Consider the following 15051-nt stretch of genomic DNA (forward strand, 5'->3'; position numbering starts at 1 on the left):
GATTTGTACGTTCACACGTGCGCAGACCGCGGCCCGCCCTTGGTGTGACTCACGCGCGCGTGGCGCGTGTCACTCAACGACTCGGCGTTCGGCTCGCTGCTCGCCTCGGTACTCGGCTTGCTCAGCTCACTGCTCGGCGAGCGCCCGCAGCCGGCTGAGCGCGCGGTGCTGGGCGACGCGGACGGCACCCGGCGACATGCCGAGCATCTGTCCGGTCTCCTCGGCGGTGAGGCCGACGGCGATCCGGAGCAGCAGCAGCTCGCGCTGGTTGTCCGGAAGGTTGGCGAGGAGCTTCTTCGCCCACTCCGCATCGCTGCTGAGCAGGGCCCGCTCCTCCGGTCCGAGGGAGTCGTCGGGCCGCTCCGGCATCTCGTCGGAGGGCACGGCGGTGGAACCGGGATGCCGCATGGCGGCGCGCTGCAGATCCGCGACCTTGTGCGCGGCGATGGCGAAGACGAACGCCTCGAAGGGGCGCCCGGTGTCCTTGTAGCGCGGCAGCGCGAGGAGCACCGCGACACAGACTTCCTGCGCGAGATCCTCCACGAAGTGCCGTGCGTCACCCGGCAGTCGCGTCAGACGGCTGCGGCAGTAGCGGATCGCGAGGGGGTGGACGTGCGCGAGAAGGTCGTGCGTGGCCTGCTCGTCGCCCTCGACGGCGCTGTGGACCAGTGCACCGATGGCTCCTCGGCCGGCTGCCTCGTCGTCGCGCATCGGTCCATGGTGCCTTGGCGGCGTCCGGTCCGTGGCACCGCGTCCGTAGTTGTGCACTGAAGCGTTATGAGCAGGTGCGCCGGAACTCATCTCGCGCGCCCTCCCCTTCCGCTCGGCCGACTCGTCCCTGAGGAACTCCACAACTCAAGGATGCGGCATGTCCGGCGAAACGAGGACCGGCGGCCGTCGGCAGCCCCGTCCGCCCTGGGGCGGACGGGGATCGCTGTGCCCCCGCGGCGGCGCACCGTGCGCCTTAGCGGACCAGGCCCCAGCGGAAGCCGAGCGCCACGGCGTGCGCGCGGTCCGAGGCGCCGAGCTTCTTGAACAGGCGTCGTGCGTGCGTCTTGACCGTGTCCTCGGAGAGGAAGAGCTCGCGCCCGATCTCCGCGTTGGACCGGCCGTGGCTCATGCCCTCGAGCACCTGGATCTCACGCGCCGTGAGCGTCGGCGCCGCACCCATCTCGGCCGACCGCAGTCTGCGCGGCGCGAGCCGCCAGGTCGGGTCGGCGAGCGCCTGCGTGACCGTGGCACGCAGTTCGGCACGCGAGGCGTCCTTGTGCAGATAGCCGCGGGCACCGGCGGCGACGGCGAGCGCGACCCCGTCCAGGTCCTCGGCCACGGTGAGCATGATGATGCGCGCACCGGGATCGGCGGACAGCAGCCGCCTGACCGTCTCGACGCCGCCCAGACCGGGCATGCGTACGTCCATCAGAATCAGGTCCGAACGGTCGGCGCCCCAGCGGCGCAGGACTTCCTCGCCGTTGGCCGCGGTCGTCACGCGCTCTACGCCGGGGACGGTCGCGACCGCGCGGCGGAGCGCTTCTCGGGCAAGCGGGGAGTCGTCGCAGACGAGGACGGATGTCATGACCGTCCTCCGCAGCTGATGCGCGTCACCTTGGGCCTCCAGGCTGGTACGAATCGTCACCTGTGCGGTCGACGCTCTCGGACAGATGCCCGAGCGCTTGTTCTTTCAACCGCCTCCGCACTCTCAACGACGGTCACCCGAAAGAGTTACGGGTTCGACGGTCTGCTTCGGCACTCTACGTGAGGGACCGGACACAGAGCAGACGGCGCAAGCGACCCACAAGGTTTCGCCACAAGGCATGCCCCATTTAGCTCTTTTTCTTCACTTTCGGTGGTGTCTGAGGCTAGATTCGCAATGGGTCATATTTTCATCTCCTTAGACAGTAGATGTACGGTTCTTGGGCACCTTCCCGCGTCAGAACGGCTACAAGGGGACACAGCAATGGCAGATTTCTCCCGCCTTCCCGGACCGAACGCAGATCTGTGGGACTGGCAGCTCCTCGCGGCCTGCCGCGGGGTGGACAGTTCGCTCTTCTTCCATCCGGAGGGGGAGCGGGGAGCGGCGCGCAGCGCCCGCGAGAACTCGGCCAAAGAGGTCTGCATGAGGTGTCCGGTGCGCGCGGAGTGCGCTGCTCATGCGCTCCAGGTACGCGAGCCGTACGGCGTGTGGGGCGGGCTGACCGAGGACGAGCGCGAGGAGCTCATGGGCCGCGCCCGCAACCGGCTCGTCGCCGCCGCACCGGCACCGGCGGGCGGCGCCCCACCCGGCGTGAACAACTGAAGGAACGTTTTTCCAAGGTGGGCACGCAGTGACGTGCCCGTGGGCCCGTGTGGGCCCGATCAGCGGGCCGCGGCCCGCGCCAGGTGGTCCAGCGTGGCCGCCACGGCCGGCACCTGGGCCAGGTCGGGCAGTGTGAGAGCGACGATCTCGCGCTGCACAGCCGGCTCCACCGTCACTGTGCGTGCGCCCTTGGGGCGTACGGATTCGATGGCGAGTTCTGGCAGGACCGCCACACCGAGGCCTGCACCGACCAGGCCGATCACCGCCGGATAGTCGTCGGTCGCGAAGTCGATGCGCGGAGTGAATCCCGCGCCCTCGCAGACCTCCACCAACTGCCGGCGACAGCGCGGGCAACCCGCGATCCAGGGCTCGTCGGCCAGCTCGCCGATGGAGACCGCGTCCGACTTGCCCAGCCGGTGCCCCTCAGGGACGAGGCCGACGAGCCGGTCGGCCAGCAGCGGACGTACGACGAGGTCGTCCCAGTCCTCCGCGGCCTGCGCCCCTTCGTACCGGAAGGCCAGGGCCACATCGCAGTCGCCCTCACGCAGCATCTCGACCGAGCGCGGGGGCTCCGCCTCCACCAGGGAGACGCGGGTGCCGGGGTGCGCGGCGCGCAGGGCGGCCAGCGCCGTGGGGACGAGCGTGGAGCTGCCGCTGGGGAACGAGACGAGCCGGACACGGCCTGCGCGCAGACCCGCGATGGCGGCGACTTCTTCCTCCGCCGCGGTCAGTCCGGCCAGGATTCCCGCCGCGTGTCGCACCAGAGCTTCACCCGCCTGGGTGAGTCGCATCTCGCGGCCCGTACGGATGAGAAGCGGGGTACCCGCAGAGGATTCGAGGGCCTTCATCTGCTGGCTGACCGCGGGCTGGGTGCAGCCGAGTTCGCGGGCGGCCGCCGAGAAGGAGCCGGTGGCGGCCACGGCGCGCAGGACACGGAGATGACGGGCCTCGATCACTCCTCAAGCATAAGGGAGCCTTGGATGCAACGGGAAATATTGCGTCGACGCTTTGGCGCCGTGTCGCTTAACGTGCCGTCATGAAGCTTCTGTCTCTGAATGTGGGTCGCCCCGAGGCCAGTGAGCACACCGACCAGGCCGAGGGCGTGACCGGTATCGACAAGCGGCCGGTGCCGGGCCCTGTCCGGGTGGCGGCGCCCGGGCCCAAGGGTGTCGGCGCCAGCGGTCTCGAAGGGGACGCCGTGTGCGACATGCGCCATCACGGCGGCGACGACCAGGCGGTCTACGCCTTCGCCCGCGAGGACCTCGACGAGTGGCAGGGCACGCTCGGCCACGTTCTGCGCAACGGCTCGTTCGGCGAGAACCTCACCACCGAGGGTGTCGACGTGACGGGCGCGAAGATCGGCGAGCGCTGGCGCGTCGGCCCCGACCTGGTCCTCGAGGTCGCCTCGGGCCGGATCCCCTGCCGCACGTTCCAGGGCCACCTCGGCGAGAAGGGGTGGGTCAAGCGCTTCACTGCGCGGGCCGCCCCCGGCGCGTATCTGCGGGTGATCGAGCCGGGCGCGATCCGGGCGGGCGACACGATCGAGATCGTGCACCGGCCCGACCACGAGGTGACCGTCGCCTTCCAGTTCCGGGCCGTCACGACCGACCGGGACCTGCTCCCGCGGCTGCTCGTCGCGGCGGACGCGCTCGACCCCGAGGCGGTCGAGGCGGCTCGTACGTACGTGGCGAAGCACGGAGGCGGGGACGTGGCGTAGGGGCAAAGCGGGCCCGGGCCGCGCGGCGGTGGCGGGCCTGGGCGCGCGGCGCCGGCGGCCTCGGTCCGCGCGGCGGTTCCGGAACTGGCTGCCCGCGCGCCGGTTGCGCAAGTGGTCGCGAGCGCCACGACGGTGACGGCCGAACCGGCCACGCGGAGAACGCGCTTGAAGCGGGACATGCGTCGAGCTTCCCGCCCGACCCACCCCCACCAGATCGGGGACGACCTCCGCAACTACCCGAACTACACATAGATATAGGCAAGTTGGAGATACCGGAAAGCGAAGGGGCTGTGCATGGGCGCTCCTTCCCGACACTCCGTACATGTCCGCTGCCGTCCGCTCTCCCACGAGGACAGCGGTGTGATGGGGCAGTTCGTGGTCGTGGACAAGGGACAACGCGCGGGGACTCCCGAGCGTGGTCATGCCCACTGCGGTCACTAGCCTTGCCCCATGACTACCGCTCTGATTACGGGATCCACCTCGGGGATCGGTGCCGCGTTCGCGCGCCGGCTCGCCGCGGACGGCCACGACCTCGTCCTGGTGGCGCGTGACACCAAGCGGCTGCGGGAGCAGGCCACCGAGCTCCACGACCGGCACGGCATCGAGGCCGAGGTGCTCACGGCGGACCTCGCCACCGACGAGGGCATCGGCGCGGTCGAGGCACGGCTGACCGACCGCAAGCGTCCGGTGGACCTGCTGATCAACAACGCGGGCTTCGGCAACAAGGGCCAGTACCTGGAGGTCCCGCTCGCCGACGAGTTGACCATGCTGAAGGTGCACTGCGAGGCGGTCCTGCGGCTCACGTCCGCCGCGGTGGCGCCGATGCGTGAGCGCGGCAGGGGCGGCGTGGTGAACGTGGCGTCGGTGGCGGCGTTCGTGCCGCGCGGGACGTACGGCGCGTCGAAGGCGTGGGTCGTGCAGTTCACGCAGGGCGCGGCGCGGGACCTGGCCGGCAGCGGTGTGCGGCTGATGGCGCTCTGCCCGGGCTTCGTCCGTACGGAGTTCCACGAGCGGGCCGACATGGGCACCGACAACATCCCCAAGTGGATGTGGCTCGACGCCGACAAGCTGGTGGCGGCGGCGCTCGCCGATCTGGCGCGCGGCAAGTCGCTGTCGATCCCGGATCCGCGGTACAAGACGCTGATGGGCGTCGTGAAGCTGGCGCCTCGCGGGCTGCTCGGCGGCGTCACCGCGAAGACGGGGCGCAAGTACGGGCCGCAGTAAGGCACGGCGAGTCCGGGTCGGGGGCCAAGGCCGGGCCGTGGCGGGACCTCGGCCCCGCCGGGGCCCGGTCCCGGTCCCGCCGGGTCGTTACACGGCGGTGGGAGGATGGAGCTGTCCGGACCTTACGCAGGGGGGCCGGAGGGTGGCGTCATGACGTTCGTGCAACTGATCGACTGCAAGACCAGCCGATTCGACGAGATGAACCAGCTCATGGACACATGGGCGGAGCGGACCAAAGGGAAGCGGACCGCGACGCACAGTGTCGTCGCCAAGGACCGGTCCGACGCCTCGCACTTCATCGAGATCGTGGAGTTCCCGTCGTACGAGGAGGCGATGCGGAACTCGAACCTCCCGGAGACCGACACGATCTTCCGGGAGATGGTCGCCCTCTGCGACGAGATGCCCACCTTCACCGACCTCGAGGTGGTGCGGGACGAGCAGTTGTACGCGGGCAACGCGCGCCGGTTCTTCGAGACGGTCGCCACCGAGGGTGAACTGCCGCCGCTCAACGACCTGCTCGCGGAGGACTACCACGACCACGACCCCGGCAACGTGACGGACACCATCGGGCTCGACGCGATGCGGCGCCAGATCGAGATGTACCGCGGCGGGTTCGACATCGACTTCACCATCGACGACCAGATCACCGAAGGCGACCGCGTGTGCACGCGGTGGACCTTCAAGGGCGACCACAACGGCGACTTCATGGGGATTCCGGCGTCGGGCATCCAGGTCACGATGACCGGCGCGACCATCTTCCGGTTCCAGGAGGACGGGAAGATCGTCGAGGGCTGGTGGCACGAGGACCGGCTGGGGCTGATGGCCCAGCTCGGCGCGCTCGATCAGCTCGAGTCCTGACCGCTCGGGCCCGGACCCGGTGCCGCACACGCCGAAACCCGGCCCCGCGAAGAACGCGGAACCGGGCCTCGTACGAACAGACGCCAGTCGGACCGGCTCAGTGCACCAGTGGCTCAGTGCACTAGTGGGAGTGACCGTGCCCGTGGCCGCCGGCCTCGGGCTCCTCCTCCGCCGGCTTCTCGACGACCAGGGTCTCGGTCGTGAGCAGCAGCGAAGCGATGGACGCGGCGTTCTCCAGGGCGGAGCGGGTGACCTTGACCGGGTCGATGACGCCGGCCTTGACCAGGTCGCCGTACTCGCCGGTCGCGGCGTTGAAGCCCTGGCCCTTGTCGAGCTCGGCGACCTTCGAGGTGATGACGTAGCCCTCGAGGCCGGAGTTCTCGGCGATCCAGCGCAGCGGCTCGACGGCGGCGCGGCGCACGACCGCGACACCGGTGGCCTCGTCGCCGGTCTTGTCGAGGTTGCCCTCGAGGATCTTGACGGCGTGCACCAGAGCGGAGCCACCACCGGAGACGATGCCCTCCTCGACCGCGGCGCGGGTCGCGGAGATGGCGTCCTCCAGACGGTGCTTCTTCTCCTTGAGCTCCACCTCGGTGGCGGCGCCGACCTTGATCACGCACACGCCGCCGGCGAGCTTCGCGAGGCGCTCCTGGAGCTTCTCGCGGTCCCAGTCGGAGTCCGTGTTCTCGATCTCGGCCTTGATCTGGTTGACGCGGCCCTCGACGTCGCCCTTGACGCCGCCACCGTCGACGATCGTGGTGTCGTCCTTGGTGATGGTCACGCGGCGAGCGGTGCCGAGCACGTCCAGACCGGCCTGGTCGAGCTTGAGGCCGACCTCCTCGGCGATGACGGTGGCACCGGTGAGGGTGGCCATGTCGCCGAGCATCGCCTTGCGGCGGTCACCGAAGCCGGGCGCCTTGACGGCGACGGCGTTGAACGTGCCGCGGATCTTGTTCACGACCAGGGTCGACAGGGCCTCGCCCTCGACGTCCTCGGCGATGATCAGCAGCGGCTTGGAGCCACCGGCCTGGATGACCTTCTCGAGCAGCGGCAGCATGTCCTGGATGGAGGAGATCTTGCCCTGGTTGATCAGGATGTACGGGTCCTCGAGCACGGCCTCCATGCGCTCCTGGTCCGTCACGAAGTACGGAGACAGGTAGCCCTTGTCGAACGCCATGCCCTCGGTGAAGTCCAGCTCCAGACCGAAGGTGTTGGACTCCTCGACGGTGATGACACCGTCCTTGCCGACCTTGTCCATCGCCTCGGCGATAAGCTCGCCGACCTGCGAGTCCTGGGCGGACAGACCGGCGACGGCGGCGATGTCGGCCTTGTCCTCGATCGGGCGGGCGGTCGCGAGGAGCTCCTCGGACACGGCCTTGACCGCGGCGTCGATGCCCTTCTTCAGGGCGGCCGGGGAAGCGCCGGCGGCAACGTTGCGCAGGCCTTCCTTGACCAGGGCCTGGGCGAGCACGGTGGCGGTGGTGGTGCCGTCACCCGCGATGTCGTTGGTCTTGGTCGCCACCTCCTTCACCAGCTGGGCGCCAAGGTTCTCGTACGGGTCGTCGAGCTCGACCTCGCGGGCGATCGTGACACCGTCGTTGGTGATGGTGGGAGCGCCGAACTTCTTGTCGATGACGACGTTGCGGCCCTTGGGACCGATCGTCACCTTGACCGTGTCGGCAAGCTTGTTGACGCCGCGCTCGAGGGCGCGACGGGCGTCCTCGTCGAACTTCAGGATCTTCGCCATGGAGCTGTTAGTCCTCTCGAACGAACTGCGCCCCCGACGCCCGGCATGCTGAGAAAAGTCGCAGCTGAGTAGCGGGGTGCCAGGGGCGCAGAACTAAAACAGTGGGTGAGTTACTTCTCGACGATCGCGAGCACGTCGCGAGCCGAGAGGACGAGGTACTCCTCGCCGTTGTACTTCACCTCGGTGCCGCCGTACTTGCTGTACAGCACGATGTCGCCGGCCTGCACGTCGAGCGGCAGGCGCTCGCCGTTCTCGAAGCGACCCGGGCCCACGGCGAGGACGACGCCCTCCTGGGGCTTCTCCTTCGCGGTGTCCGGGATGACCAGGCCAGAGGCGGTGGTCTGCTCGGCGTCGAGCGGCTGGACCACAATGCGGTCCTCGAGCGGCTTGATGGCAACCTTGGAGCTGGTGGTCGTCACGATCCGACCTCCCCCTTCGGAGATCACGGGGTTAACTGTCTGAGGTGGCGACCAGGTGGATCCGTCGTCGCGGGTGCCGGACCTGCCCGTCGCTATTGGCACTCTCCAGTGGGGAGTGCCAGGGCCGAGACTATGGCTGCGATTAGCACTCGGTCAAGCGGAGTGCCAATTCACTGAGGGCGAGTCTTCCCCGCGGCCCCTCCCGCCCGTCCGTCACAGGTAGTCCTCGAGCCTCCCCACCGTGAACCCCTGGGCCTGGATACGGCGCAGCAGCCGCGTCGTCGTCCCGGTGACCGTCGTCCCGCGCGGGTCGTCGCCGTCACGGAACTGGGCCCGGACGATGTCGCCGGGACGCAGCCGGCCCCCGTCCGCGTCACGCAGGTCGCCGCTCCCCACCGAGGCGCGCCACAGGACCACGACGTCGACCCCGCAGGTGGCGGCGGCACGCAGGGTGTTCTGGTCGTACTCGCCGAAGGGCGGGCGGAGGAGTCGGGGGCGGGTGCCGAAGCGGTTCTTCAGCCGGTCCTGCTGGCCGCAGATCTCGGAGTGCTGCTCGGCGTACGGGAGCGAGGGCAGGAAGTGGTGGTTCAGGGTCTGGTTCTGCACGCCCGCGCCGAAGTTCCGCAGCCTGCCGAAGTGGTCGTGGCCGGGGCCCGCGACACCGTCCGTGAGGAAGACGCTGACGGGCAGCCGCAGGTCGCGGACCATGTCGGCGAAGTGAGGGTCGCGGTCCACGCCGTCGTCGAAGGTCAGGAAGACGACGTGGTCCTTGGTGCGGACGTGGTCCACGACGGGCGGGAGCGCGTGCGGCCCCGGTCCCGCCCCGGCCGCGTGGCGCGCCGGGGGTCTCGGCGCCGGGGCGAGCGGCGCGGAGAGTCCCCAGCGGCGGTAGGCGTCCGGGGCGCGGCCGCCACGCGGAGTTGTGCCGTGCCGCGCGGGGGCGTGAAGAGGCGCGACGCGCCCCGGTCCCCCGCCCGCTCCCGCCTTCCAGGCCCCGAGCACACCCCACGACCCGCCCGCCGGACCGACGGCCGGTGTGGCCGCCGGTGCCGCGTCGTGCGAGTGGCGGACCTTCTCGGCCGCCTTCCTGCTGAGCCGCTCGATCGGGTCCACGGACTGGGCACACCCGGTGAGCAACGCGGGTACGAGGACACCGGCGGCCAGGGCGGCGGCGAGCAGCCGCCTGGGCCCGGTGCGCGCGGAGGCCCGTCGCGCCCGCACGGACATCACAGGTAGTCCTCCAGCCGGGCCACCGCGTACCCCTTGTCGGTCACGTACTTCATGAGCAGGCGGACCATGTCGGGCATGGTGCCCTTCCACTCCCCGCGGCCCCGGAAGTGGGTCAGGATGATGTCGCCGGGGTGCAGGTCCCGGTCCTCCTCGCGCCACTCGACGTGGTCGACGTACACCTCTTCGTTCCAGATCGGCGCGTACTTGATGCCGCAGGACTTGGCGGCGCGCAGCGTGTCCCGGTTGTAGTTGCCGTACGGCGGGCGGAAGAGGACGGGCCGCTCGCCGTACTGCTTCTGCATGATGTTCTGCATGCCGCAGATCTCGCGCTTCTGCCCCGCGTAGGACAGACCGGGCAGATACGGGTGCGTCAGCGTGTGGTTGTTCAGCGTGACGCCGCGGGACTGCATCTTCCCGAAGTAGCCGTAGTCGTCCTTCACCAGGTAGTTGCTGAGGAAGGCGGTGTACGGGATCTTCAGGTCGCTCATCATCTTCAGGAACGCCGGGTCCTTCTCGGAGCCGTCGTCGATGGTGAGGAACACGACCTTGTCCTTGGTCGGCACCGTAGTGAAGACGGGCGGCAGGTTCTCCTGGCCGTCGACCTCGAAGCCCTTACGGGCCCTGATCACGGGCTTCTCCGCGGGCGCGGGCGGCGCGAGGAGCGGCGGCTTCGACAGGCGCCACTTCTTGGCCATCGCGACCCGGGCGGCCTGGGCGGCACGCATCTTGCCCGCGTGGGAGTCGGGGGCGGGCGGCGCCAGGAGGGGCTGCTGGCCGGGCGCCGGCTCGACGGCCTTCCTGGCGTCGGCCGCGGCACACCCGGAAGCGACCGCGCAGGCGGCGAGAACGGCGAGACCGGCCCGTGTACGGGCGTGACGGGTCCCCCGGCCCGGCATCCCCTTAACGGCTCTTTTGTGGTTTTGTCGTACAAGTCGCATGGCGCCGGATCCTCGCAGCTCACAGTGCTGATCAGGGCCCGACACCGCGGCCGGGCGCGCACCGTCCACCGACTGGCCCACAATGGGCCTGATGAACGACCTCGCCTCCTTCAGCTCGCTGCTCTCCCCGGAGGGCCAGGCGCTCCTCGACGACGTACGGGACATCACCCCCGGCCAGGAGCTCGCCGTCGCCACCCGGCTGCGCCGCGACCACCCGGCGGACCTCGTCTCGGCGGCCATCGCGCAGGCCCGGCTGCGGCAGCGTGCCGCGGCGAAGTTCGGCGAGGCGGACGCGCGCCGCATGTACTTCACGGCGAACGGCGTCGAGCAGGCGACCCGCACGAGCGTCGCCACCCATCGCGCGCAGGAGTTCAAGGCCCTCGGGGTGCGCTCCGTCGCCGATCTGTGCTGCGGCATCGGCGGCGACGCGATCGCGCTGGCCCGCGCCGGAATCTCCGTACTCGCCGTCGACCGCGACCCCCTGACCTGCGAGGTCGCCCGCGCGAACGCTCAGGCCCTGGGTCTCGACGGGCTGATCGAGGTCCGCGAGGCCGATGTCACCGAGGTCGACACGGAGCCGTACGACGCGGTGTTCGTCGACCCCGCGCGCCGGGGCGGCGGCAAGGGGGGCAGCCGGATCTTCGACCCGGAGGCGTACTCCCCGCCCCTGTCCTGGGCGGTCGGCGCGGCGCTCGGGGCCCGGCACGCGGCCCTGAAGATCGCGCCCGGCATCCCCCACGAGGCGATCCCCGACGCGGCCGACGCCGAGTGGATCTCGGACGGCGGGGACGTGAAGGAGGCCGTGCTCTGGTTCGGCACCGAGCCGGGCCGCATGCGGGCGACGCTGCTCCCCGGGCCGCGCGCACTCACCGGCCGCGGCCTCCCCGACCCCGAAGTACGGTCCGTGGGGCGGTACTTGTACGAGCCCGACGGCGCCGTCATCCGCGCCCACCTGGTCGCCGACGTGGCCGAGGAGGTGGCGGGCGGGCTGATCGACGAGACGATCGCCTACGTCACGTCCGACACGCTGCGGGCGACGCCGTACGCCACCGCGTACGAGATCACGGACCGGCTCCCCTTCAACGTGAAGAAGCTGAAGGCGCTGCTGCGGGAGCGCGAGGTCGGGATCCTGACGGTGAAGAAGCGGGGATCGGCGGTGGAGCCGGAGGAGCTGCGCCGCAAGGCGCTGCCGAAACGGCACGGCCCGAACGCGGTGACGGTCTTCCTGACCCGCGTCGCGGGCGCCCCGACGATGCTGCTGGGGTCGCCCGCGCAGCCGGCTACTGGTGGCGCCGGGTCCTGAGCGGCTCCAGGTTCGGCTCGGCACCGATCGGGCCGGTCCGCTCCACCGAGGTGGCGTCACCGCCGTTCGTGCGGGCCAGGAAGGTGCTCTGCCGCGTGCTCTGCGGCTCCACCCCGTTGCAGTACGGGGTGAGCTGTACGTCGAGGGCCAGCTGGAGAACGTCGCGTGCGTCAGCGCGTATTTCGCGGACGTCCCCATCGGGATGATCATGGTGTCGTCGGGGTCGAGGCTGTTGAGGTACGACTTCACCGACGAGGTCAGCGTGTTGCCGTCGTTGAGCACGACGCCGCCCGCGCTGCTCGTCCCGTCCGCGCCGGCCGCGACCGACGCCGCCAGAGCCGAGCGTCGGAGTGCCGCCCGCTCACGCCACCGCGTCGGGGTCTCCCCCGCCGACGCGGCCGTGTCACGGCAGCCGCGTCACTGTAGTGGCTGGTGAGACCCATGGGAATCGGGATTTCCCCGCCCCTCACGGCACTTGTCCGCGCGCGCCAGCAGCAGCTCCCGCTCCCGTTCATTGCGCGTCAGCGACGCCGCCCGCTCGAACTCGGCCCGCGCCTCCTCGCACCGCCCGAGCCGATCGAGCAGGTCTCCGCGCACGCTCGGCAGCAAGTGGTAGTCGCGCAGCGCCGGTTCACCGGCCAGGGCGTCGACCAGGGCGAGGCCGGCCGCGGGGCCCTCGGCCATGGACACCGCCACCGCCCGGTTCAGCTCGACGACGGGGGAGGGCGCCCGGGCGGCGAGCAGCCCGTACAGGGTTGCGATCCCCTCCCAGTTGGTCTCCGCGTACGTGTGGGCGTGCGCATGGCTGGCGGCGATGGCGGCCTGGAGGGCGTACGGGCCGGGGCCGCCGGTGGACACCGCGTCCGCCCGGCCGAGCGCCGCGAACCCGCGCCGGATCAGGAGCTGGTTCCAGCGCGTACGGTCCTGGTCCTTGAGGAGAACCGGCTCGCCCGACAGGCCCGTGCGGGCGGCCGAGCGCGAGGCCTGGAGCTCCAGCAGAGCGGCCAGGCCGTGCACCTCGGGCTCCTTCGGCATCAGGGCCGCCAGCAGCCGGGCGAGCCGCAGGGCGTCCTCGCACAGGCCGGGGCGCAGATAGTCGTCGCCCGCCGTTGCCGCGTACCCCTCGTTGAAGATGAGGTATATGACCTCGAGGACGGAGCCGAGGCGGGCCGCTCGCTCGGGGCCGTAGGGCACTTCGAAGGCGACGTTCTTCGTGGCGAGGGTGCGTTTCGCGCGCACGATGCGCTGGGCGACCGTCGCCTCGGGGGCCAGGACCGCGCGGGCGATCTCGGCGGTGGTCAGGCCGCCGAGCAGCCGCAGCGTGAGCGCTACCCGGGCCTCGGCGGACAGGACCGGGTGGCAGGCCGTGAAGACGAGGCGGAGCAGGTCGTCGTCGATGTCGTCCGGGTCCGCGGGCTCGTCCAGGTGGGGCGGCGCGGCCTCCAGGTCACGGCCGACCTCCGCCAGCTTGCGCGCGTACCGCTCCTTGCGGCGCACGAGGTCGATCGCCCGGTGCTTGGCGGTGGCCATGAGCCACGCGCCAGGGTTGTCGGGGATCCCCTCGTCCGGCCACTGCTCCAGGGCGGCGACGAGCGCGTCCTGCGCCAGTTCCTCCGCTATGCCCACGTCCCGGACGATGCGCGTGACACCGGCGATGATGCGGGGCGCCTCCAGACGGAAGACCGTTTCGATGGCGTGGGCCGCTTCGGCAGTACGTTCTGCTGTCACGGCCCACCATCAGACACCCGCGCCCACGGGGCGGCCAAGGGCCTGCCCTGCGTGGCTCAGCCCTCGGCGATCTCCCGGATCTCGGAGGTGACCGTCCAGTGCTCCTCGTGGACCTTCAGGAACCGCTTGGTCCACTCCAGGATCTCGGCCCGGTCCTTGGCCTGGATGATCGCGTAGCCGCCGATGACCTCCTTGGACTCGGTGAACGGCCCGTCGGTGACGGTGATCTCGCCGTTCTCGTAGTGCACGCGGGTGCCCTCGGACGACGGGTGCAGGCCCCCGGTGTCCAGCAGCACGCCGGCCTTGGTCATCTCCTCGATCAGCTCGCCCATGCGCTGCATCAGGGCCTCGCTGGGGCCCTCGGCGGGGGCCTTGCTCTCATCGATACGGACCAGCGTCATGTAGCGCGGCATGGTGACTCCTCGTTCGGTGCGGTCGGGGCTTCTCCCCGCTCTCGTCTACGCGTCGAACGGGCTTCCCGCGGATCGACACGCGCGCAGAAGTTTCTGAGGGAAGTTTTCCAGCCCTTCCCCACGCCCGCCCGTCCCCCGCGCCCCCGTCCGACGCGTCACCGCAGCGAGGCCCACAGCTTCCCGGCCTCCGGCTCGTCGGCGACGACACGGTTGGGGTCGGACGGAGCCGGGAGCACCGGCATCATGACCGTCTTCACCTCATCCGCCGACAGCCCCTTCAAGCTGCCCGCCAGGCCCTGGAGTTCACCGAGGGAGTCGAGGCCGGTGTCCGTCGTGAGGCTTCCCGTGAGGGCGTCGGCGACCTTGTAGAGGCGGGCCGGGTCCGTCAGGAGATCGCTGCCCGAAACCTCCGCCACCAGAGCCTTCACCAGCTGCTGCTGGAGTTTGATGCGCCCGAGGTCGCTGCCGTCGCCGACGCCGTGGCGGGTGCGGGCGAAAGCGAGGGCCTGCTTGCCGTCGAGGTGGTGGTAGCCCGCGTCGAGCTGGAGGTGGCTCAGGTCGTCGTCGATGTCCTCGGTCGTCGTGAGGTTCACGCCGCCCAGCGCGTCGACGACCGAGGCGAAGCCGGAGAAGTCGATCTCCAGATAGTGGTCCATGCGCACGCCGGTGAGCTTCTCGACCGTCTTCACCGCACAGACGGGACCGCCAACGGAGTACGCGCTGTTGAACATGGCGCCGTACGCGGCCTGCGTGCTGCCGCCGGACGAGGTCGGGCACGCGGGCCGCTCGACGAGGGTGTCGCGGGGGATGCTGACGACGGTCGCCGCCGAACGGTCGGCGTTCAGGTGCACCACCATCGCGGTGTCGGAGCGGGCGCCCTCGCTGTGGCCGCCGCCGAGCGCGGAGTTCTCGCTGCCGCTGCGCGAGTCGGAGCCGAGGACGAGGATGTTCAGCGCCCCGGCGGGCGGCGCGGTCGCCGAGGGCTCCGGCGTGGCCGGGGCCGGCTTCGGGGGCCGGTCGTCGCCGAGCGTGCTGTCGATGTCGACGCCCCGGATGTTGTGGTCCAGATGCCAGTAGGCCCACGCGGCCCCGCCCCCGGTGAGGACGAGCACGCAACCGGCCACGACACCGGCCGTCTTCACCAAACGCCCACGACGGCGCTGTATTCGCTTCACAGG

Annotated in this window: 16 protein-coding genes; 6 read left to right on the forward strand and 10 right to left on the reverse strand. The window is 70.7% G+C overall.

The window, feature by feature from the left end:
- Window positions 1–126: 126 nt before the first annotated feature.
- Window positions 127–711, reverse strand: coding sequence for a sigma-70 family RNA polymerase sigma factor (locus OG758_RS22075; protein WP_266561098.1), 585 nt, complete (start codon window positions 709–711; stop codon window positions 127–129).
- Between the two features lie 253 nt (window positions 712–964).
- Entirely contained in the window at window positions 965–1576 is a 612-nt protein-coding gene (locus OG758_RS22080; protein WP_003948568.1) for a response regulator transcription factor, read from the reverse strand.
- 381 nt (window positions 1577–1957) lie between these two features.
- Here OG758_RS22080 and OG758_RS22085 point away from each other — a divergent pair, with 381 nt between their 5' ends.
- Window positions 1958–2296, forward strand: a complete 339-nt coding sequence (locus OG758_RS22085; protein ID WP_266561100.1) for a WhiB family transcriptional regulator — start codon at window positions 1958–1960, stop codon at window positions 2294–2296.
- Between the two features lie 59 nt (window positions 2297–2355).
- Here the strand turns inward: OG758_RS22085 and OG758_RS22090 are convergent, their stop codons facing one another.
- Entirely contained in the window at window positions 2356–3252 is an 897-nt protein-coding gene (locus OG758_RS22090) for a LysR family transcriptional regulator (RefSeq protein ID WP_326711590.1), read from the reverse strand.
- A gap of 80 nt (window positions 3253–3332) precedes the next feature.
- On the opposite strand from OG758_RS22090, the gene OG758_RS22095 reads away from it, so the two are divergent.
- The 3 genes from OG758_RS22095 to OG758_RS22105 all read left to right on the forward strand — a co-directional run bounded on the left by OG758_RS22095 (window position 3333) and on the right by OG758_RS22105 (window position 6095).
- Window positions 3333–4013 carry an MOSC domain-containing protein gene (locus tag OG758_RS22095; RefSeq protein ID WP_326711591.1) on the forward strand — a complete coding sequence of 227 codons (681 nt, stop codon included), beginning with the start codon at window positions 3333–3335 and terminating at the stop codon, window positions 4011–4013.
- Between the two features lie 450 nt (window positions 4014–4463).
- Entirely contained in the window at window positions 4464–5237 is a 774-nt protein-coding gene (locus tag OG758_RS22100) for an SDR family NAD(P)-dependent oxidoreductase (RefSeq protein WP_266561105.1), read from the forward strand.
- 150 nt (window positions 5238–5387) lie between these two features.
- Window positions 5388–6095, forward strand: a complete 708-nt coding sequence (locus OG758_RS22105) for an ester cyclase (RefSeq protein ID WP_326711592.1) — start codon at window positions 5388–5390, stop codon at window positions 6093–6095.
- A 121-nt stretch (window positions 6096–6216) separates the two neighbouring features.
- On the opposite strand, the gene groL is transcribed toward OG758_RS22105, so the two are convergent.
- The 4 genes from groL to OG758_RS22125 all read right to left on the reverse strand — a co-directional run bounded on the left by groL (window position 6217) and on the right by OG758_RS22125 (window position 10429).
- Window positions 6217–7842 carry a chaperonin GroEL gene (groL, locus tag OG758_RS22110; protein WP_326711593.1) on the reverse strand — a complete coding sequence of 542 codons (1626 nt, stop codon included), beginning with the start codon at window positions 7840–7842 and terminating at the stop codon, window positions 6217–6219.
- A gap of 110 nt (window positions 7843–7952) precedes the next feature.
- Complete coding sequence (gene groES / locus OG758_RS22115) at window positions 7953–8261, reverse strand: co-chaperone GroES (RefSeq protein ID WP_326711594.1); 309 nt, start codon at window positions 8259–8261, stop codon at window positions 7953–7955.
- Window positions 8262–8474: 213 nt separating this feature from the next.
- Window positions 8475–9488: a polysaccharide deacetylase family protein gene (locus tag OG758_RS22120; protein ID WP_326711595.1), complete on the reverse strand. Its 1014-nt coding sequence runs from the start codon at window positions 9486–9488 to the stop codon at window positions 8475–8477.
- Complete coding sequence (locus OG758_RS22125; RefSeq protein ID WP_382060112.1) at window positions 9488–10429, reverse strand: polysaccharide deacetylase family protein; 942 nt, start codon at window positions 10427–10429, stop codon at window positions 9488–9490. The genes OG758_RS22120 and OG758_RS22125 overlap by 1 nt, the downstream gene beginning before the upstream one ends.
- Window positions 10430–10520: 91 nt before the next feature.
- Between OG758_RS22125 and OG758_RS22130 the strand changes: the two genes are divergently transcribed.
- Window positions 10521–11732 carry a class I SAM-dependent methyltransferase gene (locus OG758_RS22130; RefSeq protein WP_326711597.1) on the forward strand — a complete coding sequence of 404 codons (1212 nt, stop codon included), beginning with the start codon at window positions 10521–10523 and terminating at the stop codon, window positions 11730–11732.
- Window positions 11716–12168 carry a hypothetical protein gene (locus OG758_RS22135; RefSeq protein WP_326711598.1) on the forward strand — a complete coding sequence of 151 codons (453 nt, stop codon included), beginning with the start codon at window positions 11716–11718 and terminating at the stop codon, window positions 12166–12168. The genes OG758_RS22130 and OG758_RS22135 overlap by 17 nt, the downstream gene beginning before the upstream one ends.
- On the opposite strand, the gene OG758_RS22140 is transcribed toward OG758_RS22135, so the two are convergent.
- From OG758_RS22140 to OG758_RS22150, 3 genes are all read right to left on the reverse strand, one after another.
- Complete coding sequence (locus OG758_RS22140; protein ID WP_326711599.1) at window positions 12150–13460, reverse strand: RNA polymerase sigma factor; 1311 nt, start codon at window positions 13458–13460, stop codon at window positions 12150–12152. The two genes, OG758_RS22135 and OG758_RS22140, sit on opposite strands and share 19 nt — an antisense overlap.
- 56 nt (window positions 13461–13516) lie before the next feature.
- The gene (locus tag OG758_RS22145; protein ID WP_100594848.1) at window positions 13517–13873 is read right to left on the reverse strand and encodes a YciI family protein; all 357 of its coding nucleotides are present in this window, start codon (window positions 13871–13873) and stop codon (window positions 13517–13519) included.
- Between the two features lie 155 nt (window positions 13874–14028).
- Window positions 14029–15039 carry an LCP family protein gene (locus OG758_RS22150; protein WP_326715998.1) on the reverse strand — a complete coding sequence of 337 codons (1011 nt, stop codon included), beginning with the start codon at window positions 15037–15039 and terminating at the stop codon, window positions 14029–14031.
- Between the last annotated feature and the right edge of the window lie 12 nt (window positions 15040–15051).

This window comes from Streptomyces sp. NBC_01474, from assembly GCF_035918215.1.
GTDB lineage: Bacteria > Actinomycetota > Actinomycetes > Streptomycetales > Streptomycetaceae > Streptomyces > Streptomyces aureus.